This is a genomic window from Yoonia sp. F2084L (genome assembly GCF_023015625.1).
GTDB lineage: Bacteria > Pseudomonadota > Alphaproteobacteria > Rhodobacterales > Rhodobacteraceae > Yoonia.
This window is the reverse complement of record NZ_JALKAH010000001.1, coordinates 365,766-386,517: the sequence shown is the minus strand read 5'-3', so window position 1 is coordinate 386,517 and position 20,752 is coordinate 365,766. Positions and strand designations below refer to the sequence as shown.

25 protein-coding genes are annotated in these 20,752 nt (G+C 57.5%); 14 read left to right on the top strand and 11 right to left on the bottom strand.

Annotation, left to right across the window (positions count from 1 at the left end; translation table 11 throughout):
• Positions 1 to 55: 55 nt before the first annotated feature.
• Entirely contained in the window at positions 56 to 1,795 is a 1,740-nt protein-coding gene (gene argS / locus MWU60_RS01845) for an arginine--tRNA ligase (RefSeq protein ID WP_247225343.1), read from the bottom strand.
• Positions 1,796 to 1,876: 81 nt separating this feature from the next.
• Complete coding sequence (locus tag MWU60_RS01840; RefSeq protein ID WP_247225342.1) at positions 1,877 to 3,049, bottom strand: deoxyguanosinetriphosphate triphosphohydrolase; 1,173 nt, start codon at positions 3,047 to 3,049, stop codon at positions 1,877 to 1,879.
• Positions 3,050 to 3,124: 75 nt separating this feature from the next.
• On the opposite strand from MWU60_RS01840, the gene MWU60_RS01835 reads away from it, so the two are divergent.
• The 5 genes from MWU60_RS01835 to MWU60_RS01815 all read left to right on the top strand — a co-directional run bounded on the left by MWU60_RS01835 (position 3,125) and on the right by MWU60_RS01815 (position 6,166).
• Positions 3,125 to 3,451, top strand: coding sequence for an iron-sulfur cluster assembly accessory protein (locus tag MWU60_RS01835; protein WP_247225341.1), 327 nt, complete (start codon positions 3,125 to 3,127; stop codon positions 3,449 to 3,451).
• Positions 3,451 to 3,903 carry an SRPBCC domain-containing protein gene (locus tag MWU60_RS01830; RefSeq protein ID WP_247225340.1) on the top strand — a complete coding sequence of 151 codons (453 nt, stop codon included), beginning with the start codon at positions 3,451 to 3,453 and terminating at the stop codon, positions 3,901 to 3,903. Before MWU60_RS01835 ends, MWU60_RS01830 begins: the two co-directional genes overlap by 1 nt.
• Before the next feature lie 77 nt (positions 3,904 to 3,980).
• On the top strand, positions 3,981 to 4,781 hold the full coding sequence (xth, locus tag MWU60_RS01825; RefSeq protein WP_247225339.1) for an exodeoxyribonuclease III: 801 nt from the start codon (positions 3,981 to 3,983) through the stop codon (positions 4,779 to 4,781).
• 53 nt (positions 4,782 to 4,834) lie between these two features.
• Positions 4,835 to 5,155, top strand: a complete 321-nt coding sequence (locus tag MWU60_RS01820) for a hypothetical protein (protein ID WP_247225338.1) — start codon at positions 4,835 to 4,837, stop codon at positions 5,153 to 5,155.
• A 144-nt stretch (positions 5,156 to 5,299) separates the two neighbouring features.
• Entirely contained in the window at positions 5,300 to 6,166 is an 867-nt protein-coding gene (locus MWU60_RS01815) for a transferrin-binding protein-like solute binding protein (RefSeq protein ID WP_247225337.1), read from the top strand.
• A gap of 164 nt (positions 6,167 to 6,330) precedes the next feature.
• On the opposite strand, the gene MWU60_RS01810 is transcribed toward MWU60_RS01815, so the two are convergent.
• From MWU60_RS01810 to dksA, 3 genes are all read right to left on the bottom strand, one after another.
• On the bottom strand, positions 6,331 to 6,525 hold the full coding sequence (locus tag MWU60_RS01810) for a hypothetical protein (protein WP_247225336.1): 195 nt from the start codon (positions 6,523 to 6,525) through the stop codon (positions 6,331 to 6,333).
• Positions 6,526 to 6,672: 147 nt separating this feature from the next.
• A complete protein-coding gene (locus MWU60_RS01805) occupies positions 6,673 to 7,821 on the bottom strand; it encodes an FAD-dependent monooxygenase (protein ID WP_247225335.1) in 1,149 nt (382 codons plus the stop codon).
• Position 7,822: 1 nt separating this feature from the next.
• The gene (gene dksA, locus MWU60_RS01800; protein WP_247225334.1) at positions 7,823 to 8,245 is read right to left on the bottom strand and encodes an RNA polymerase-binding protein DksA; all 423 of its coding nucleotides are present in this window, start codon (positions 8,243 to 8,245) and stop codon (positions 7,823 to 7,825) included.
• 181 nt (positions 8,246 to 8,426) lie between these two features.
• Between dksA and MWU60_RS01795 the strand changes: the two genes are divergently transcribed.
• A complete protein-coding gene (locus tag MWU60_RS01795; protein WP_247226135.1) occupies positions 8,427 to 9,266 on the top strand; it encodes a MoxR family ATPase in 840 nt (279 codons plus the stop codon).
• Here the strand turns inward: MWU60_RS01795 and MWU60_RS01790 are convergent.
• The 3 genes from MWU60_RS01790 to MWU60_RS01780 form a co-directional block, all read right to left on the bottom strand.
• A complete protein-coding gene (locus MWU60_RS01790; protein ID WP_247225333.1) occupies positions 9,257 to 9,484 on the bottom strand; it encodes a hypothetical protein in 228 nt (75 codons plus the stop codon). The two genes, MWU60_RS01795 and MWU60_RS01790, sit on opposite strands and share 10 nt — an antisense overlap.
• Positions 9,485 to 9,513: 29 nt before the next feature.
• Positions 9,514 to 9,849: a hypothetical protein gene (locus tag MWU60_RS01785; protein ID WP_247225332.1), complete on the bottom strand. Its 336-nt coding sequence runs from the start codon at positions 9,847 to 9,849 to the stop codon at positions 9,514 to 9,516.
• Positions 9,850 to 9,926: 77 nt separating this feature from the next.
• Positions 9,927 to 10,304, bottom strand: a complete 378-nt coding sequence (locus MWU60_RS01780) for a hypothetical protein (protein ID WP_247225331.1) — start codon at positions 10,302 to 10,304, stop codon at positions 9,927 to 9,929.
• A gap of 93 nt (positions 10,305 to 10,397) precedes the next feature.
• Between MWU60_RS01780 and MWU60_RS01775 the strand changes: the two genes are divergently transcribed.
• The 6 genes from MWU60_RS01775 (at position 10,398) to MWU60_RS01750 (ending at position 15,573) form a co-directional block, all read left to right on the top strand.
• The gene (locus MWU60_RS01775) at positions 10,398 to 10,877 is read left to right on the top strand and encodes a GNAT family N-acetyltransferase (protein ID WP_348644668.1); all 480 of its coding nucleotides are present in this window, start codon (positions 10,398 to 10,400) and stop codon (positions 10,875 to 10,877) included.
• On the top strand, positions 10,874 to 12,223 hold the full coding sequence (locus tag MWU60_RS01770) for a DUF2927 domain-containing protein (protein WP_247225329.1): 1,350 nt from the start codon (positions 10,874 to 10,876) through the stop codon (positions 12,221 to 12,223). Before MWU60_RS01775 ends, MWU60_RS01770 begins: the two co-directional genes overlap by 4 nt.
• A 12-nt stretch (positions 12,224 to 12,235) precedes the next feature.
• A complete protein-coding gene (locus tag MWU60_RS01765) occupies positions 12,236 to 12,403 on the top strand; it encodes a hypothetical protein (RefSeq protein ID WP_247225328.1) in 168 nt (55 codons plus the stop codon).
• Positions 12,404 to 12,407: 4 nt separating this feature from the next.
• Positions 12,408 to 13,595: a VWA domain-containing protein gene (locus MWU60_RS01760; protein WP_247225327.1), complete on the top strand. Its 1,188-nt coding sequence runs from the start codon at positions 12,408 to 12,410 to the stop codon at positions 13,593 to 13,595.
• Positions 13,596 to 14,018: 423 nt separating this feature from the next.
• Positions 14,019 to 14,774, top strand: coding sequence for a DUF6683 family protein (locus MWU60_RS01755; protein ID WP_247225326.1), 756 nt, complete (start codon positions 14,019 to 14,021; stop codon positions 14,772 to 14,774).
• Between the two features lie 112 nt (positions 14,775 to 14,886).
• Complete coding sequence (locus tag MWU60_RS01750; protein ID WP_247225325.1) at positions 14,887 to 15,573, top strand: M48 family metallopeptidase; 687 nt, start codon at positions 14,887 to 14,889, stop codon at positions 15,571 to 15,573.
• Between the two features lie 88 nt (positions 15,574 to 15,661).
• On the opposite strand, the gene MWU60_RS01745 is transcribed toward MWU60_RS01750, so the two are convergent.
• The 3 genes from MWU60_RS01745 to MWU60_RS01735 are packed head-to-tail and all read right to left on the bottom strand — an operon-like array spanning position 15,662 to position 18,008.
• Entirely contained in the window at positions 15,662 to 16,204 is a 543-nt protein-coding gene (locus MWU60_RS01745) for a PIN domain-containing protein (protein WP_247225324.1), read from the bottom strand.
• A complete protein-coding gene (locus MWU60_RS01740) occupies positions 16,201 to 17,409 on the bottom strand; it encodes a class I SAM-dependent rRNA methyltransferase (RefSeq protein ID WP_247225323.1) in 1,209 nt (402 codons plus the stop codon). Before MWU60_RS01740 ends, MWU60_RS01745 begins: the two co-directional genes overlap by 4 nt.
• Positions 17,410 to 17,453: 44 nt before the next feature.
• Positions 17,454 to 18,008, bottom strand: a complete 555-nt coding sequence (locus MWU60_RS01735; RefSeq protein ID WP_247225322.1) for a DUF6778 family protein — start codon at positions 18,006 to 18,008, stop codon at positions 17,454 to 17,456.
• A 167-nt stretch (positions 18,009 to 18,175) separates the two neighbouring features.
• Here MWU60_RS01735 and edd point away from each other — a divergent pair, with 167 nt between their 5' ends.
• Together edd and eda are read left to right on the top strand one after the other, a co-directional pair.
• Positions 18,176 to 19,981 (top strand): phosphogluconate dehydratase, encoded by a 1,806-nt coding sequence (gene edd / locus MWU60_RS01730; RefSeq protein WP_247225321.1) that lies wholly within the window; start codon positions 18,176 to 18,178, stop codon positions 19,979 to 19,981.
• Positions 19,982 to 20,062: 81 nt separating this feature from the next.
• Complete coding sequence (eda, locus tag MWU60_RS01725) at positions 20,063 to 20,701, top strand: bifunctional 4-hydroxy-2-oxoglutarate aldolase/2-dehydro-3-deoxy-phosphogluconate aldolase (protein WP_247225320.1); 639 nt, start codon at positions 20,063 to 20,065, stop codon at positions 20,699 to 20,701.
• Positions 20,702 to 20,752: the final 51 nt, after the last annotated feature.

The following is a 20,752-nucleotide window of genomic DNA, read 5'->3' as shown; positions in this document are numbered from 1 at the left end:
CCTCTCGCGCGCCCCTTTGCGGGGTCATCGTTTGCTCGATCCGGCAGTCTGTGCGTTAGCGCATCTCTTCCGCCGGAGTGACCCCAAGAATACTCAAACCGTGCAAAATAACAATCGCTACGGCCCGAATGAGGGCAATTTTCGCCTGTGTGGTATCTGAGTCACCCTCTTGAACAAAGCGTAGCGCCTCATCCACACTGCCTTGATGGTAAAGCGCGTGGAAATCCGAGGCGAGGTCGTAGAGGTAGAAGGCAATCCGGTGCGGCTCATGCCCGCGTGCTGCGATCTCGACCAAACGCGGCCATTCAGCGAGCTTTTTGATCAGCTTAAGTTCCGCGTCATGGGTCAGCCCTGACAGATCAACATCTGCCAGTGTCGCGTCAGACACATCGGTGAATGCAGCGGCCTTTGCTACGGCAGAATTCACCCGCGCGTAGGCGTAGTTCACATAGAAAACCGGGTTGTCCTTGGACTGCTCAAGCACTTTGTCGAAATCAAAGTCCAACGGTGCATCGTTCTTGCGCGTCAGCATGTGGAACCGGGTGACATTCGCGCCCACCTGATCCACGACATCGCGTAAGGTCACAAAGGTCCCTGCCCGCTTGGACATCTTGAACGGCTCACCGTTTTTGTAAAGCTTGACCAGTTGCGTCAGCTTCACATCCAGCGGCACGCGGCCATCCGACAGCGCAGAAACAGCCGCCTTCATCCGTTTGACGTAACCACCGTGGTCCGCGCCAAAGACGTCGATCAACTGGTCAAAGCCGCGCTGCACCTTGTCATAGTGATACGCGATATCGGGCGCGAAGTAGGTCCATGAACCGTCAGACTTTTGCACAGGCCGGTCCACGTCGTCGCCATGGGCGGTGGACCGAAACAACGTCTGCTCGCGCGGTTCCCAATCCTCGGGCATCTTGCCCTTTGGCGGCTCAAGCGTACCCCGGTAGATCAAGCCTTTCGCGTCAAGTTCAGCTATCGCTTTTTCAATCAAACCAGTGCCATAGAGCGATTTTTCTGAATAGAAATTATCCATCACAACGCCAAGCTGCGCCAGATCGGCGCGGATCAAGTCCATCATCGCCTCGGTCGCGAACTCGCGGATTTCCTCAAGCCAGAACTGCTCGCCCTTATCAACAAACGCATCGCCAACCTTGGCTTTCAGCGCCTTCCCGACATCCACCAAATACTCACCTGGATAAGTGCCTTCAGGGAACTCGACTTCTTGGCCATGTTCCTGAAGATACCGCAAGTACACTGACCTAGCCAGCACATCGACCTGCGCGCCACCATCGTTGATGTAGTATTCCTTGGTGACGTCAAAGCCCGCGTAATCCAGCAGGCGCGCCAGCGCATCACCAAACACGGCACCCCGCGTATGGCCCACATGCAAAGGCCCGGTGGGGTTGGCCGAGACGTACTCAACCATCATCTTTTGGCCCTGCCCCAGCGTAGACTGACCGTAAGTCGGATCAGTCAAGGCCGCTTTCACGACGCCGTGCCAAACCTGCGGGTCCAACCGCATGTTCAAAAACCCGGGTCCTGCGACCTCTGCCACTGTCACCTTCGGGTCATTAAGCAGTTTGGCCGCCAATGCCTCTGCAATGACCCGCGGGTTCATCTTGGCAGGCTTCGCCAACACCATCGCCGCATTCGTAGCCATATCACCGTGGCTTGCGTCGCGCGGAGGTTCCACTGAGACAGCAGCGGTAGCAAGGCCGTCGGGCAGCGTGCCTTCGGCAACCAGTTGGTCAAGGCAATCCAGCACCAAGGCGCGAATATCGGCAAAAAGGTTCATCGTTCTTCCAAAAGCGTTGTTTGATTGGGGTTTACCACCCGTACCTCGCAGAGCAAGCAGACTCTTGCCCCAAAGCGGTCTTCAGTTTCCGTCGATCACGCCTGCGGGAATGTCTTCGCCCCCGATCAACCGCTTATGCTCTTGAATGGCAAAGCGATCAGTCATGCCCGCTATGTAGTCAGAGACGATACGCGCCAATGCCGTCTTATCGGGTGCATCGGCTACATCCTTGCGCCATTGCTTTGGCAATTCATCGGTGTTCTCCATAAAGAACGGAAACAGATCATTGATCATTTGCGTCACAACCACCCGCATCTCAACCACGGCCGGGGCGCGGTACATCCGTTCGAACAGAAACTGGCGAATGACTTTCAGATCAGTCCAAAGTGCGGGCGAAAACTGCACCATCATCCGCCCGGCATCGCGGACGTCTTGCACGTTTTGTGGTGCGTATTCCGTCAAATTGGCAAGGCTGACGTTGATCACATCTTCGACCAGCACGCCGAAAAACCGGCGCAAGGCTTCGTGGCGGCGGCGGTAATAATTCAGGTCAGGATATTTCGCATCAACCCGTGCAAAGCAGTCCGACAAGATCGGCAATTCGGCCAGCTCATCAGTGCTGAACAACTCCGCTCGCAACCCATCATGCAGATCGTGATTGTTATAGGCGATGTCATCGGCCAGGGCCGCCGCCTGCGCTTCGGCGCTTGCATGGGTGTGCAATTCCAGATCATGCCGCGCGTTATAGGCGGCCAGCGCCCAAGGGATATCGCCTGTCACCGGACCATTATGCTTTGCGATCCCCTCAAGGCTTTCCCACGTCAGGTTCAGCCCGTCCCATTCGGCATAATGCCGTTCCAAATTCGTCACGATGTGCAGCGCTTGGGCATTGTGATCAAAGCCACCATAAGGCTGCATCAGCGCATCAAGCGCCTCTTCGCCCGTATGCCCAAAGGGCGTGTGACCAAGATCGTGCGCCAAAGCGACCGCCTCAGTCAGCTCCACGTTCAAATCCAAAGATGCCGCCACAGTGCGCGCGACCTGTGCGACCTCAATGGAATGGGTCAGCCGCGTACGGAAGTAATCGCCCTCATGTTCAATAAACACTTGGGTTTTATGCTTGAGCCGCCGAAAGGCAGATGCATGGATGATCCGGTCCCGATCCCGTTGAAATGGCGACCGAAAGGCGCTTTCTTCTTCAGGATAAAGCCGTCCCCGCGGATTTGCGGGGTCAGTTGCATATGGCGCTGCCATCGTGATTTGCCTGTCTTGTCGCGTTTGCCTACACACCCTATATTGCAACTATAGCAGAACTGATAGGGTCCCAAGATGTTCACCGTCCCACCCAAAGTCACTACCCGCGCCTTTGAAAGACTGGCCGAGATTGGCGCATCTGCCCAAGGCAAGGCATTGCGCGTGGCTGTCGAAGGCGGCGGATGTTCGGGGTTTCAATACGAAATCGACCTTGATGAGGCCAAAGAGGACGATCTGGTGCTATCTGAGCAAGGCGAAACCGTCGTGATCGACAGCGTATCCCTGCCGTTTCTGGCCGATGCCGTGATTGATTTCAGCGAAGAACTCATCGGAGCACGGTTTGTGATCAACAACCCCAATGCGACGTCGTCTTGTGGCTGCGGAACATCATTCTCAATGTGATGGCGTTTACCGTTCAAGCCACCACCGAGATTGAAGCTGCGCCCGAAATCGTCTTTGACGTTCTGACAAATGTAGCCAAATGGAAAGACTGGTCAACCTGGATACACTATGAAAAAGGCGCGGTCGTGCTTGGCGCGAAGCCCACGTTCCGACTGACACCCAAGGGCCAAGCCGGATATAGCTTTACGCCCGAGATTATCGTACTGGACCGCCCGCATCACTTTGCGTGGGTTGGTCGTACCGGCTTCAAAGGTGTCTTTGATGGGGAACATCATTTTAGGATCAACCTCACCGAAAAGGGTTGCCAACTGGAAAATGTGGAAACCTATTCGGGGTTGATGTCACCGCTCATGAAGCGCCTGCCGATGATGAAAGAGGCCCCCCAGGGCTTTGCTGCGATGAACGATGAAATCCGGATACGCGCCGAGGCTGTGGCATCCGGTGCCACCTAGACCTGTTGTCGTGTCCCGACCCCCTTGCGTAGTTCCCGCCGCTGCGGCAGAACCAAAGCATATCAGGGAGCCACAGCATGAAAATCGCGACATTCAATATCAACGGCGTCAAAGCCCGGATTGGCGCGCTGACCGATTGGATCGACGAAGCACAGCCCGATGTCGCCGTGCTGCAAGAGATCAAATCGGTGGATGAAGGCTTCCCCCGTGAGGTGTTCGAGGATAAAGGCTATAACGTTGAAACCCACGGCCAAAAGGGGTTTAACGGTGTGGCACTCTTGTCCAAATTGCCTCTTGAGGATGTAACCCGCGGCCTACCCGGCGCACAGGGTGCTGGCCGCGACGGCGAAGATGATATCGAGGCCCGCTATATCGAAGCAACCGTTGTGGGTGAAAAGGCAGTGCGCATCTGCGGGCTTTACCTGCCGAACGGAAACCCTGCACCGGGGCCGAAGTATGATTATAAGCTGCGCTGGATGGAGCGGCTGCGTGCCCGCGCCCAACAGCTTCTGGAACATGAAGAAATCGCTCTAATGTGCGGGGACTACAACATTATTCCGCAAGCCGAAGATGCTGCCCGCCCGGATGCATGGCGCGATGATGCGCTTTTCCGGCAAGAAAGCCGTGACGCCTACCGACGCATTCTGAACCTTGGCTTCACCGAAGCCTTCCGCGCGCGCGAAGCGGGTGCCGGGCATTATTCGTTCTGGGATTATCAGGCTGGCGCTTGGGACAAGAACGACGGCATCCGCATCGACCACTTCCTGCTGACCCCGCAATGCGCTGATCTGCTCAATAACTGCTGGATCGAGAAAGACCTGCGCGCGCGAGAAAAACCATCGGATCACGTCCCAGTTTGGGTCGAGCTTGCAGCCTGACCCGGCGATGCGGTAAGGTACTGTCTTGAACAGTGTTTTGGACCCGCACCCCCATGTTCCGCACCATCATCAGTGCCGCCATCATCGCAGCCAGCCTGCCGACCTTCGCGCAGGCGCAATGCCGCATTGCGGTGGCTGGCACAAATTGCGTGGCCATCCCGCAACCGCTGACACCCCCACCCGGTCCGGTTGAGATCGGTGAAGTGCTGGAGCGCGGACAGTATTCAATGCTGATGAACGCGCGCTATTATGGCCTGCCAATCGTTAGCGATGGTTGGGTCTATATGAGGATCGAGGATGAGATTTACCGGGTGGATTGGCGATCACACACCGTGTTGGAGCGTGTGACGCATCTGGCCAGCCGCAACTGGTAACTCCGACACGGCGGCCACTACCCATATCCCGCGCAAACCTACTGCATCGTTGTCCCGTAATGGCCACTTTATTGCCGTGCTCCCGCCTTGAATTCGGGGCCGGGTAATGAGGTGGAAACCAAAGGGCGAGCCAAGCAAATGAAGATGGCAAAGACGATCATAGTTTTGAATGCATTTTTCGTTTTCTCCGCGTGCGGCGGTAGTGGCGGCGGCAGCGGTGCCGGCGGGCTTGGCGGCAGCGCTCAAGACGCCATCAACTATACGCCGGTTTATGCGTCAGGGCCGACCGACACGACAACCGATGCGATCGGAACCACCGGCGTCACCGGCGTGATGAGCCAGTTCGATGTTTCTGCCACTTCGGTGAGCACCCGCCTACGGTCTGTAAAGGTCCGGCTTAGCCCAGACGGCAGCACGGCGTATTTAACAGTCGATGGAAGCACGCAGAGCCTGCCCGTTACGATCAGTACACCCGGCGGCGGGCAGTTCGGCAATGTGCCAAGCAACGTGCTTCAGGTGAATTCATCAAATACCACGCATAACCTTGTCAGCTTCTCGGGAACCAGTGGTACCACTGGTTTCGGTGCTTTCGGCTTTATTGGTATCGAAACACCAATTTCAGAGCTACCCACCGGCAACGCGACCTACTCTGGAAACTGGGGCGGGCAGGTCTATAGCGCCAGCAACACTTTCGGGGATTCGGGTGTGTTGAGCGGCACAATGTCCGTTACCGCCAACTTCGGAGACGGATCGGTAGGTGGCTCTTTCACCGGGTCCGTTAATGCCGGCGACACGGGTGATTTCGCAGGCACAGTATCCGGCAGTACGTCTGGGAATGGCGTGGTCGCAAGTATGGACATCACAAGCGGCGATTTCACAGGCAACATGCCGTTCGCCGCAAAAACCTTTGGCTTTGATGGTTCAGACCTTGCAGGCGCTTTTGCCGGAAACATCCGTAGCAATGCGTCGGGCAAAAACTATGCGACAACCGGGACATTTTCACTCGATTGATAGCCGGTGGTTTACCACGGCTTGCATGCTGTCCAATGCAACGCGATCGCTGCGGTGAAGCGCAAGTGTCGCATGTCTCCCTTGCGTGGCATACAATGATCCGGGTTTAACGGGTTGCCTTTGGGTCGATACATGAATGACTTACATGCCTGCCCTACGGGCTGCTAACCGCGTGTCAGCAATGGGCGTGAAGCCACTTTCAAAGTATCATTGACCGCACCGACAGGACGCCTGAATGCCATCGACAGGGTCGTGCACCGGATCGAAATTGCCAGAACCATATCTGCGTTCGCCACAAAGCCCGCCTGCGGCTGCGTGGCTTGTTTTTGCGCATACTTCTGAAAATCAACAACGACCATGAGTTATGATTACTGCTGTACTTTGCCGAAAACGGGGCACAAACCGGAAACAATCGTGATATCTAGAGGCATTGTTGCGGCAAACACGGCGACTTTTGCGTTCAGTTTAATGAAATGGAAATCCAGCAAGTGCGGGCAGTCGGTTGGTCACGCCGTCACATCGTGATCGTAAAGCCAGCCCAGCCTGTTTAGAAACGCGCTTGGCGCAAACTTACCCATCACGCGCAATCCGGTATGGGCGACACTGCGCTGCACGCCACTGAGGTGGTAGTTTTTCGCGTTCTTATTGGCCGCCTCAATCGCGCGCACGACCCGCGCGCGTCGCTTGCTTTGGTAGTCTTGCAGGCCTGCGTCCAGTGACGCGGCCTCATCACATGAGCGCGCCAAAACATAGGCATCCTCAATCGCGAGGTTGGCCCCTTGCGCCAGAAACGGCAGCGTTGGATGGGCGGCATCGCCAAGGATCGCAACGGATCCGGCGTGCCACTTTTCGGCAACCGGATGCCGGAACAGGCCCCAGAGGTTCACCTGCTCGACCTCCCCAAGAATGCTCTTCACCTCCCACCCGCAATCTGCGAACGCCATCCGCAGGTTGCCGGGATCATCGGCGTGGTTCCAGCCTTCGTCGGCCCACTGGCTGCGTTCTTGCACTGCCACGATATTCAGCCGCCCGCCAGACAACGGATAGGTCACCATATGCCGCCCGGGTGCCATCCAGATGCGGGCAACCGGATCTGCTTTGTCGGACTTGATCACCGCGCGCCACGCGACCTGGCCGGTGAAGAACGGTTTGGCGGGTTTGTTGATCAGCCCGCGCACGACAGAATGCAGCCCGTCTGCGCCGATGGTCATCGCGGGGCGTATTACCTCACCACCTGCTGTGAAACTGCCATCTGCGTTCAAATCGGCAATTCGCGCACCAAGCTTGACTGTGACACCGGCGGCTTCGCAGGCACGCGCCAGAATGTCGATCAGTGCTGCGCGATGATAGAACCGATAAGGCGGGGTCTGGCCGGTCAGGTCAAAGCGGGTGATCTCGCGACTTGCCACCACATCCATCGGCACCACCGCCTGCGCGGTCACACCTGCTGCGGCCAAGTCGTTGTGAATGCCCAGCGCGTTGAGGGCGCGCGCACCATTGGGGGTGATTTGCAGCCCGGCACCAACCTCTGTCAGTGCGGGCGCTTGTTCGTAAACGGTGACTTTTGCGTTATGGCGCGCAAAGGCAAGGGCTGCGGTCAATCCACCAATGCCGCCGCCGATGATGGCTATATCGCGGCCTTGGGTGGTGCCCATATCAGTCGTCCCGGTGGACCTTTTCGCGGCGCTCGTGACGCTCTTGCGCCTCAAGGCTCATCGTGGCGATGGGGCGTGCGTCCAGACGTTTGAGCGAAATAGGCTCGCCGGTTTTTTCGCAGTAGCCGTATTCGCCTTCGTCGATCCGGCGCAAGGCCGCGTCGATTTTCGTGACCAGCTTGCGCTGACGATCACGGGTGCGCAGTTCCAATGACCGGTCGGTTTCTTCGGATGCGCGATCAGCAACATCTGGTATATTGCGGGTTTGATCTTTCATGCCAGCGACGGTGTCGCGGCTATCTTCCATCAGTTCGGATTTCCAGTTCAGCAATTTCCGGCGGAAATACTCGGTCTGCTTTTCGTTCATAAACGGTTCGTCGTCAGCTGGGCGATAGTCATCTGCAAGAAACACTTCGGCCTTCATCGTCAATCCCTTTCACTCTGGTCACCGCGTAGCAAAAGATGCGGCTGCCCTCACCCGAATTTGGGCCGGGTTTACTCCCTTGGTTGCGTGCTGTCACCCCCCCTTTTTGTCCCAATCGCGGGGTGTTGATGATCCTTGCCGACCTGCTAAGTTGCGCATGAAAATCAAAGGGTTTGTGATCATGCAATTCACCGGGACCGACACATATGTCGCCACTGACGATCTGAAGATGGCCGTCAATGCGGCCGTGACTTTGGAGCGTCCGCTACTGGTTAAGGGCGAACCCGGCACCGGCAAGACCGAACTGGCGCGTCAGGTGAGCGCGTCGCTGAATCTGCCTATGATTGAGTGGCATATCAAGTCCACAACCAAGGCGCAGCAAGGGCTGTATGAGTATGACGCAGTCAGCCGATTACGCGACAGCCAGTTAGGCGATGCGCGCGTGCATGACGTAGCCAACTACATCAAACAGGGCAAGCTGTGGCAGGCCTTCGGTGCAGACGGCAAGGTTGTTCTGTTGATTGATGAAATCGACAAGGCCGACATCGAATTCCCGAACGATCTGTTACAGGAATTGGATCGGATGGAGTTTCATGTTTATGAGACGGGCGAGACAGTCAAGGCTGTCCATCGCCCTATCGTCATCATCACCTCCAACAACGAAAAAGAACTGCCTGACGCGTTTCTGCGCCGCTGCTTTTTCCACTACATTCGGTTCCCGGATGTCGAAACCATGCGCAAGATCGTCGAGGTGCATCATCCGGGCATCAAGGATCAGTTGCTGACAGCTGCACTGACGCAATTCTATGAGTTGCGCGAAACGGCTGGCTTGAAGAAAAAGCCATCAACCTCCGAGGTGCTGGATTGGCTCAAACTGCTACTGGCCGAGGATCTGTCCGCAGACGACCTCAAACGTGATGGAGCCAATGCCTTGCCGAAACTACATGGTGCGCTGTTGAAAAACGAACAGGACGTGCACTTGTTTGAACGGCTGGCGTTTATGGCACGGGGTCAGCGGTAGGCTGGCTTTCTCTTGCTTTGCGCAGAAGCGGCGAGTGTTTCGCGCTTGACCTTACTGCGCTTGCGCGCAACCGAACGTTCAAGATCACCTATCGCGGTGGTCAGTTTGTCCTTTTGATCACACAACAGCGCTTGCCCCACGGTTGCTTGCGCAAGCCCGTTGATCGCTGCCTTTAGCTGCGCATCACGTGATAAATCCATGAATGCATCTGGTGTCATGACGTTATCATTTCCTAGCGACCTTTGGCTCATATTCCGCTTGCTCCTCGCAACGTAGCCAATATGCCCAGTCTTTTCAATGCGTCCTCGGTTGGCTCATTCGGGTCAGGTGGGCGAATTGACCCAATTGTGATGACGACATTTGCTCCTTCGCGACCAACAAGGAACATAACATCATACCCTTTCAAAAGCCTTATGCGCACCGGCCCCACCACGCGATCACGTGGCGAAAACGTCGATTGCGTGAGGTTCTTAGTGATAAGATCAAGATCAGCATCGGTAATTTGATATCCCGCGATCTCAAGTTCCGCGACCTCTGTCGTGTCGATGATCACCTTGATGCCACGGTGGCGAATACTGGTCACACAACTCTCCTATTGATTGAAAGTTATGGATTTATGAAAGCCCGTGCAAGCGTCCCTTTTTAATCATCGAAAGGCGATCAGCGCGAGGTCGGGTTCAGCTCAATCCCCTGTGCCGCCCCAAATGCGCGGCAGTAGTCGCGCCAGTCGCCGAAATCTTCGCTCAGAACCACCAGCACGCCGCGACCTTGCCATTCATCGTATTTCGCTTTCATTGCGGCATCGACATGGGCCGCGGGGTTCGAAACCCCTTCGCCTTGCGCCTGTATGATGGCAGCATTCATCCACTTTGCTTGGCCAAACTCCAGAAGATACACCACATCATCACTTTGAACGTAATCGCGCCCAAAGGCATAAATCCCGGCGCATTCGGCCATGCTTTTGCTGAAGGGTTGCGCCATGGCCGGGCTGACCAGACCCAGGGTAAAGGCAAGACCTGCAAGACAAAGACGGACCATGCATCGTTTCTGAGTTACAATTGTGGTTTGCATATGGCCCCCACAGCTAATTGACTGGTCCTGCGCGCAAACACAGCTATGGTCTGACCTAACATAAAACACGAGCATACACGCATGACCGCCACTCCTCCCGTAACGATCCGCCCTTTGCGTGCCGCAGACGAAGCCGATTGGCGCAGGCTTTGGACTGCCTATCTGGAATTCTACAACTCCAGCGTACCTGAGGCCGTTTATACCAGCAGTTTTGCGCGTCTTCTGGGCGATGACCCACAGGACTTTCATGGGCTGGTGGCCGAGGTTGATGGCAAGCTTGTCGGTCTTGTCCACTATGTGTTTCATCGCCATGGCTGGCGCATTGAAAACGTCTGTTATCTGCAAGACCTTTATGCCGACCCGGCGGTGCGCGGCACTGGTATTGGGCGCAAACTGATTGAGGCTGTCTATGAAGCCGCAGATACAGCGGGCGCACCGTCAGTCTACTGGCTGACCCAGGACGACAATTACACGGGCCGTCAGCTTTATGATCGCGTGGGTCAGCTAACCAACTTCATCAAGTATCAGAGATCCGCATGAAGCATTTTGCTGTCCTCGCATTGGCTTTTGTGGCGGCCTGTGCACAACCACCGGCCGGGCCTGACCCGATCCGGCTGGAATTTCCTGAAATGCAGCGCTTTGCCGGGGAAAGCCCTGGGCGGGCAACCCGACCCAATTCCGAGATCGCACTGGATTTCACGGATCTTGCGTTTCGAATGGAAAGCGGGCGCGCCCTGCCTGTGCTGACCCGGTTTGAAGGGCCGATCAGTGTGCGGGTGACAGGCCGGATGAGCCAGACATCACTCGATGACCTGTCAGACTTGTTGAAAAGGTTGCGGTCAGAAGCGCGCATCGACATCAATTTCACCGATGAAGAAGACGCCAACATCGTGATTGAGGCGGTGCCAAGCCGCACTTTGCAACGTGTCGCTCCCAATGCTGCCTGTTTCGTGGTCCCCCGCGTGCAAAGCTGGCGCGCACTGCGTGCGGCCCGTAACACCCCCACGCTGGATTGGGCGACGCTGCGACAGCGCGAGAAGGTTGGGATTTTCATTCCCTCCGACGTGACACCACAAGAAATCCGCGATTGCCTGCACGAGGAACTGGCGCAAGCGCTGGGGCCACTGAATGACCTGTACCGCCTGCCCGACTCCGTTTTCAACGACGACAATATCCATGCGGTGTTGACCGGCTTTGATATGCTGATCCTGCGCGCCTATTACGCCCCGCAACTGCAAAGTGGCATGACCGAACAGCAAGTGGCGGAACGGCTGCCGCGCCTACTGGCACGCCTGAACCCGCGCGGTGAACGGCGTGGCGGGCAGATCCCATCGACCACGTCGCGTCGGTGGATTGACGCGATGACAACCGCCTTGGGCAATGGGGTGTCAGAAAACCGTCGCCGTCAGGCCGCCGCCCGTGCCATTGCCATCGGACAGTCACAAGGCTGGACCGGCCCGCGCGAAGGGTTTGCAAACTATGCCTATGGCCGCCTGCAAATTGGCAATGATGCAACGCTGGCCTTGGGTGCCTTCAACGCCGCTGGTCGCGCCTATGGGCAAACCCCAGTGACGAACATTCATTCCGCCCATATCGCGGTGCAACTGGCCGCATTCACGCTGATCTCACGCGATGCCGAGGCGACGATTGCGATCACCGATCCGGCCATCGACATCGCCCGCACCCACGAAAACGCCGCCCTGATGTCCTTGCTAATGATGTTCAAAGCCGAAGCCCTTGATCTCAAAGGCGATACCGAGGAAGCGATGGCCCTGCGTCTGGACAGTCTGGGATGGGCGCTTTATGGCTTTGGCAATCGCGATGAGGTCATTGACCGGCTTAATGAAATCGCGTCACTGGTACCGCAAATTCCGCCCAGCTTGTAAAGGCCCGCCCACATGATCCCTCTTTCTGGTCTTATTATCGGTGCAATATTTGGCGCATGGCGTGCCAAGGCCCGTGGCGGCAAAGGCAAGGACATGCTGCAATGGGGGGCTGTCTTTGCGATCATCTTCGGTGTGATCGGCATATTCATACTGATCTTCCTGCAACGTGCCCTGACCTGACGCGATGTTTCTGCCCTTCTTTGACAATCTGCGCAGCAACGGGGTGCCCGTCAGCCTGCGCGAGTTCTTGTCGTTTCTGGAAGGCATGAAAGCGGGGTTGGCTATCTATGATGTCGAAGCCTTCTACTTTCTGGCCCGCACCACCATGGTCAAAGATGAACGCCACCTTGATAAGTTCGACCGCGCATTTGCGGCAACCTTTGAAGGGCTGGATGCGATCCCCGCTGAAGCGGTGATGAACGCCGTCGATATTCCCGCTGAATGGCTGGAAAAGCTGGCAGAAAAGCACCTAAGCGATGCAGAGAAAGCCGAGATTGAGGCGTTGGGTGGCTTTGACAAGCTGATGGAGACGCTCAAAAAGCGGCTCGAAGAGCAGAAAGGCCGCCATCAGGGTGGCAATAAATGGGTCGGCACCGCCGGCACATCCCCTTTCGGCGCCTATGGTTACAACCCCGAAGGCGTGCGGATCGGCCAGAAGGAAAGCCGGCACCAGCGCGCGGTGAAGGTCTGGGACAAACGTGAGTTCAAGAACCTTGATGACACGGTCGAACTGGGCACCCGCAACATCAAAGTCGCGCTGAAACGTCTGCGCCGTTGGGCGCGTGACGGCGCGCATGAGGAGTTAGACCTCAACGGCACCATCCGGGCCACCGCCGAACATGGGTACTTGGATGTGCAAACACGGCCCGAACGGCGCAATGCTGTCAAAGTGCTACTATTCCTTGATATCGGCGGCTCAATGGACCCGCATATCAAAGTGGTGGAAGAACTGTTCAGCGCCGCCAAATCCGAATTCAAGCACTTCGAATACTTCTACTTCCATAACTGCCTTTACGAAGGCGTTTGGAAGGACAACCGCCGCCGCTGGAACGCGCAGACCCCCACGTGGGACGTGCTGCGCACCTATGGTCCCGACTACAAATGCATCTTTGTAGGTGACGCCAGCATGTCACCCTACGAAATCGCCTTCAAAGGCGGCGCAAATGAACATTGGAACGAAGAAGCAGGCCAAACGTGGCTGGAACGCGCCCGCGATCAATGGCCCAACCATCTGTGGATCAATCCGCTGGAGGAACGCTATTGGCCCTACACGCAGTCAATCCAGATGATCCAAGAAATTTTTGGCACGGATCGTATGGTTCCGATGACCCTGGCCGGGATTGAAACGGGGATGAAGACGCTGGGGCGCTGAACACGCAGCGCAAGACCCTATCTGTCGTATCCGCCTGGCGGCGCTGCGAAAGCGGCCTCACTTTCCGACAGAACAGGGACAGTCGAAGAAAAATGAACCTCTGGGTTCATGCCTCTGCTGACGGTCGGGTCGCAGGCTGCAAGGCCAAATATGGCCATGATAATCAATGTCGTCTTGCCCCATTGCATCATCTAATCCCTTCAAGAAATAACGCGTTCACATTCGAAATACGCCTTTGCCCCGCCAGTTATTCCCGGACCAACCACCAGAGCTTCAGCAGGCCCTTTGGACCGGTGTTCGACACGCCTGAGAAATTGGCGAAATTGCGCCTTTCGATCAGAGCGGCTTCAAAAGCTGTTTACTTGATGTTGCGCTGGATTAGCCTGAAGGCCTTATTGTTTGATCGTATGTCGAGGTAACCAAATGAACCTAAATAATTTCAACACCTTACTTGCCGCAGCCGTGATTTTTGCCAGCGCACAAACCCCTGCACATGCCCAATACATGGATATGTTCAACAGTTCTAACATGGCTGGGACCAACATCGCCGGCACCGCCGCAGTCAACGCCGCAATAGGAAAATCCGCCAATATCGCCAGTCGCAATACAGAGACCGAAGACTGGGTCGCCCCTGCCGACAGGGCCCAACAATACACCCCGATCCGCTACACGGTTGATCATTCCGTCAGGGTCGGCGTTGTCAAAACCTACATTGATCGCGCCCGCAGAATAGACGCCGCTGAAGGTGCCGCACTGGCACAGGTCTTTGCCACGCGCGATATGTTCGGTGAAACCCGGCAGACCTTTCGCGCCTATGGGCTGGATATGGATGATCTTGGCGATGTCGTCACAGCCTTTTGGGCCGTCAATTGGGGGGCTGTGCATCAATCCGGGCGCCCCAGCCGGGCACAGGTGCGCGGGCTGCAAACACAGATCCACCGCACGCTGGCAGGTAGCCAGATGAGCAATCGGAACTCAAGCGCGGGACTTCAGCAGATCGCCGACGACATGCTGGTCCGAATGATCTTAATTGATGGTGCCGTCGAACAGGGGTTGCGCGAAGGCAATGCCGCCCAATTGCAGGCCGTTGGCAGCCATGTTCGGCAAAGCACGCTTTTGCAAATGGGGTTTGATCTTGGTATGCTGAACCTGACATCAGATGGGTTTGTCCGGCGCTAGTTTGCAATTGCTGCGGCAAGATGGGCCCGCCCTGCGGGGCCCGGTTGTGACTTTCGGACGCGCACCCGCCCCAAAACCTTGAGAAACACCCAGCAACACCCATATCCCAGTTATGATTAAGCTGATGCCCATCCTGCTTGCCGTTCTTTACGGTCTGGCCATGTACCGTTTCTCGGTCTGGCGCACCAAGCGCGAGCTTGACACCAATTCAACCGAACTGGCTGATCCGATCCTGAAGGTTCTGATGGACCGCATGGCCAAGGCGCTCGATATCGACCGGATCAAGGTGCATATCTATGAGATTGAACCGGTCAACGGGCTGGCCGCCCCTGATGGGCGCATCTTTATCACCCGTGGGTTTTTCAACAAGTATCGCGCGGGCGAAGTCAGTTCCGAAGAAATGGCCACCGTCATTGCGCATGAAATGGGCCATGTGGCCTTGGGTCATTCGCGCCGACGCATGATTGATTTCTCGGGTCAAAACGCGATGCGCACAGCGCTTGCAATGATCCTGAGCCGCTTTATCCCTGGGGTGGGCCCGTGGATTGCTAACGCATTGATGAGCCTGCTTGCCGCGCGTATGTCGCGCAGTGATGAGTTTGAAGCAGACGCCTATGCCTCTGCCCTGCTCGTGAAAGCGGGTATTGGGACAGAACCGCAAAAGTCGCTGTTCAAAAAGCTGGAAACACTGACGGGCGCGCGGGGTGCAACGACACCCGCCTGGATGATGAGCCATCCCAAAACACCCCAACGGATCGCCGCAATAGAGGCCAATGAAGCAAAGTGGAACGTAGGCTAGGCGTACGGACCCCGTTCATCATCTTGCCTGATGAATTCCCGCCGGAGGCTCTTGATCTTTCAAACGGCACAGCGCCGATTGTTATGCGCTAAGCCTCCAAGGCCTTGCCAAACCGTGGCATGCGCGCCTTCTTCATCAACGCCCGCATTGTCCAAGGTTGTTCTGACAGCCGGTTGGCTTCGGCCAAAACGGCATCCGCCACGCCCCGAACCTGATCCGGGGCCTCGTCCAAGAGAAGCCGCACAAACCCGTCAGGATCCCAGCGCAGCAACGCCTCGTCTCCCAGTATATTCCTGGGAAAATCCTTCGCGTTCATGGTCAGAATTCCGTCGCATGACCCCACAACTGCTGCCGTCAGCACATGAATATCCGCCGGGTCCGGCAGCCAGAACTGCCGCTCTTGTGCAGCGTCATAGGTTACCATCGCCTGCGGAAACACTGCACCCAGCGCCGCAATTTCACCGCGCGCCCAGACCTCTTCTGCGGGTCCCAACTTACCGGCCGCCCGGGCCCATTCTTCCAAGATACGCGCAGACCAGCGGGCTTCAAACAACCCTGCCTTGGCACAGCCCAACACGACCTCCCGCATCACGGTGGGATACAGCACACAGGCGTCGATCATCACCCTCATAGGCGAAATGTCAGCGCTTTCAGATAGCCACTTTCGGCCAGATGCGGCAGCAAAGGATGATCAGGCCCGGCAAAGCCAGTCTGAATAATCTGCCCGCGCCGCCCGCCGCGTCCGATGCCGCGTGCACAGGCATTGCGGAACCGCGTCAAATCAGCGGCATGCGAGCATGAACATAAAATCAGATAGCCGCCATCAGCAACCAAGGGCGCCGCAAGCCGTGCGATACGTTCATAAGCGCGCAAACCTGCTTCAAGCGTCGGCTTTGAGGGCGCAAATGCTGGCGGATCGCAGACAACTACATCAAAGGTCTCGCCTTCTTCGGCCAAGGCGGTCAGCACATCAAATGCATCACCCTTACGGGTCGCAAAGCGGTCCGAGACCTTCATCGCAGCAGCACCTTGTTCGGCCAGTGCCAACGCTGGCGCCGACCCATCCACAGCCAAAACGGATGCCGCGTTAGCCGCCAAAGCGGCCAAGCCAAAGCCGCCCACGTGGCTAAACATGTCCAGCACCCGCCCGCCTTTCGACAAGCGCGCTGCAAATGCATGATTGGGGCGCTGATCAAAAAACAGCCCGGTTTTCTGCCCGCCCATCACGTCAGCCATATAGGTAGCGCCATTCATCGGCACAGGGACCGGGCCGTCAGGGGCATCGCCCACCAGTACTTCGGTTTTCTCTTCAAGCCCTTCTAACGTGCGCGCCCGCCCCGTGCCATTCATCACGACGGTCGTCACACCCGTGACGTCCTGCAGTGCCGCAACCAAGGGCCCGATCAGCATATCGGCCCAGGCCGCATTGGGCTGGATCACCGCCAGATCACCAAAGCGGTCGATAATCACGCCGGGCAGACCATCAGCCTCGGCATGGACCAAGCGATAATACGGGGCATCATAGAGCCGCGCCCGATGCGCCAGAGCGCGCATAAGACGCGCCGCAAACCAGCTTTGATCAATCACCGCATCAGGATCTTGATCCAGCATCCGGCAAATGATCTTGGAGGCGGGGTTCACCGTGACAGTGCCCATCGGCACCCTATTAGCGTCTTCCAACCGGGCAATCGTGCCGGGGGTCAGGTTGCGCGTGCGCCGGTCAGTCACCAACTCGTTGGCATAGACCCAAGGAAAGCCGTGGCGAATGGCGCGGGCCTCGGCCTTGGGGATCAGTCGAACGATGGGCATGGCGGCGAGAGGGGAAATATCAGTCATACCCGCCTCCTACCCGCTCTGGGTGCTGCTGGAAAGGGCCGCTGCTAAACCAATTGCGCGCGCAGCAACCCCGTCAGGAAATCAGTGACGCGGACCTTTTGTGTTTGCCCTGCATCCTCTAACCGAACAGCACGCTCGCCGCCGGGTGCATCCAGATTGCCGACGACGCGTCGGGTCGGTTCAATGACGGCGCCGGTGGTCGCATCGCGGATGGTCAGGTCAAAGACGATATTGTAAACACCGCCCACCGTATAACGCGTCCGGTTCGTCACCCCGTGAAACCGCACCAGCGTCACATCTATGGCAATCGGCACATCCCCTGTCAGGACGGTCCGATTGCGGGCCGCTGCATCCTGAAACAGCTGTTCGATTTGCGGCAACCGCGGCCCCGGTGGATCACCACGCCAAACGATATCCGCTGCCGGATAGAACCGCTCACTCTCAGAGACCTCCAGATCAGGCAATGCCGCAAAGTTCATCCCGCGCAGATCGTAAGACCGTGCCATGACAGGGCGCGGTGCACTTTGCGGTGTCAGTGCGCTTCCACAGCCCGCCAGACCAAGCAGAGCGATTGAGGCAATAAAGGTCCGTCTATGCATATCGTAAGCCAACTCTTTCTTTTTCAACGCGTATCTAGCACGCGGTTGCGGTGTTAATAAATCCCAAGATCGCTTTTGATGCGGCGGAAAAATGTCAATTTCGCCCACTTGTTAGCGCTAACGGTGTATGATACAATTGCGCCAACGCACAGCCAGCCGAGGACGCCATGCCGCTCCACCCCAAAATCGCCGAAGTCACTGACCGTATTCGTGCCCGCTCTGAGGGTCCGCGCAAGAAATATATGGACACGATGGCCCGCGCCGCCGCCGAAGGGCCGCGCCGGTCGCACCTGACCTGCGGCAATCAGGCCCACGCCTATGCCGCCATGGGTGACGACAAGACGAAACTCACCGATGGGCACACCCCCAATATCGGGATCATCACCGCCTACAACGACATGCTTTCGGCCCATCAACCGTTTGAGACCTACCCTGATTTGATCCGCAAAGCCGCCCGCGCCGCAGGCGGTACGGCCCAGGTCGCAGGTGGCGTGCCAGCGATGTGTGATGGTGTTACCCAAGGCCAGACAGGCATGGAACTGTCGCTCTTTTCACGCGACGTGATTGCATTGGCCGCCGGTGTTGGCCTGTCGCACAACGTGTTTGATAGCGCTGTCTACCTCGGCGTCTGCGACAAGATCGTGCCCGGTCTGGTCATGGCCGCCGCGACCTTTGGCTATATCCCCGGCATCTTCATGCCCGCAGGTCCGATGGTTTCAGGCTTGCCCAATGACGAAAAAGCCCGCGTGCGTCAGGAATTCGCCAAAGGCAACGTCGGCCGCGAAGAACTGATGAAGGCCGAAATGGCCAGCTACCACGGCCCAGGCACCTGCACGTTCTACGGCACCGCCAACAGCAACCAGATGCTGATGGAGTTCATGGGGCTCCACCTGCCGGGTGCATCTTTCGTCAATCCCGGAACCCCCTTGCGCGATGCGCTAACCACCGCTGCAACCGAACGCGCGCTGGAAATCACAGCCCTTGGCAACGACTACACCCCGGTTTGCGATATCCTTGATGAAAAGGCCTTTGTGAACGGTCTGGTCGGCCTGATGGCGACAGGTGGGTCCACAAACCTTGTCATACACCTGCCCGCAATGGCGAAAGCAGCCGGTATCATGCTCGATCTTGAGGACTTCAGCGATCTGTCCGCCGTTACCCCTCTGATGGCCAAGGTTTATCCAAACGGATTGGCAGATGTGAACCATTTCCACGCTGCCGGTGGTCTGAGCTATATGATTGGTGAACTGCTGAACGCCGGTCTTTTGCATGACGACGTCAAAACCGTCGCCGGTGCCGGGCTGAACCTCTATGCTCAGGAACCCAAACTCGCGGATGGTCGCGTGCAGTATGTGGCCGGTGCAGGCGAGACGCAGAATGACAAGATCCTGCGCCCGGCATCCGACCCGTTCCAAGCCACCGGTGGCCTGACACAACTGGCAGGCAACCTTGGTCGGGGCGTCATTAAGACCTCTGCCGTCGCCCCAGAGCGGCACATCGTTGAGGCCCCTGCCCGCATCTTCCACACGCAAGATGCGGTCAAAGAGGCATTCAAAGCTGGCGAGTTGACCGAAGACACGATCATCGTCGTGCGCTTCCAAGGGCCCAAATCCAATGGCATGCCGGAATTGCACGGGTTAACCCCGACACTGGCCGTCCTTCAGGATCGCGGCCTCAAGGTCGCACTTGTCACCGACGGGCGGATGTCCGGTGCATCCGGCAAAGTCCCATCCGCCATCCACGTTTGCCCGGAAGCCGCTGATCACGGACCCATCGCGCTAATCCGGGACGGTGATATCATCCGACTGGATGCGACCACCGGCACAATCGAAGTCAAAGGCGTGGACTTGTCGACCCGCACACCCGCCACTGCAGACCTGTCCGGCAATGGCACAGGCGTAGGACGCGAACTCTTTGAAGTCTTCCGCCAAAACGTGGGCCTCGCAGCCGAAGGCGCAGGTGTCGTCGTCTGACCCCACCTCTTTCTTCGTCCAATCAAACTTCCGCCGGAGGCTCCAATATCGGCCCCGCGCACCGCACCCAAGGATCACGAAATGACCCCTCAAGACGCCTCTACCGCTGCCGCCAAAGTCTGCCTTATGGCCCCTGTGGTGCCTGTCCTTGTCGTCGATGACGCAAGCATCGCCGCCGACTTGGCCCGCGCATTGGTCGCCGGTGGCCTGCCCGCGCTTGAAGTCACATTGCGCACGCCTGCGGCCCTGGATGCGATCCGCGAAATGGCGGCAGTCCCGGGTGGCGTTGTCGGCGCGGGCACGCTGCTGACCCCCAAAGACGTCGAAGACGCCAAGGCCGCAGGGGCCACTTTCGGTGTCTCCCCCGGGGCTACCGACCTGTTGCTTGACGCCTGCGAAGCCAACGACCTGCCCCTGCTGCCCGGCACCGCCACCGCATCAGAGGCGATGCGCCTGCTGGAACGCGGCTATACCGTGCAAAAATTCTTCCCCGCCGAGGCCAATGGCGGCGCAGCTGCACTAAAAGCGATTGGCGCACCGATCCCACAAGTGAAATTCTGCCCGACCGGCGGGGTCAGCCTGAAAAACGCGCGCGACTATCTGGCGTTGTCCAACACGTTGTGCGTCGGCGGCTCTTGGGTGGCGCCCAAAGACAAGGTTTTGGCCGGTGATTGGGCCGGAATCACCGCGCTTGCGGCAGAAGCGGCCAAACTCAGCTAAAACTGTCCAGTTTTCATCAACTATTAGCATTCCATCCGTAAGCCTCGGGGT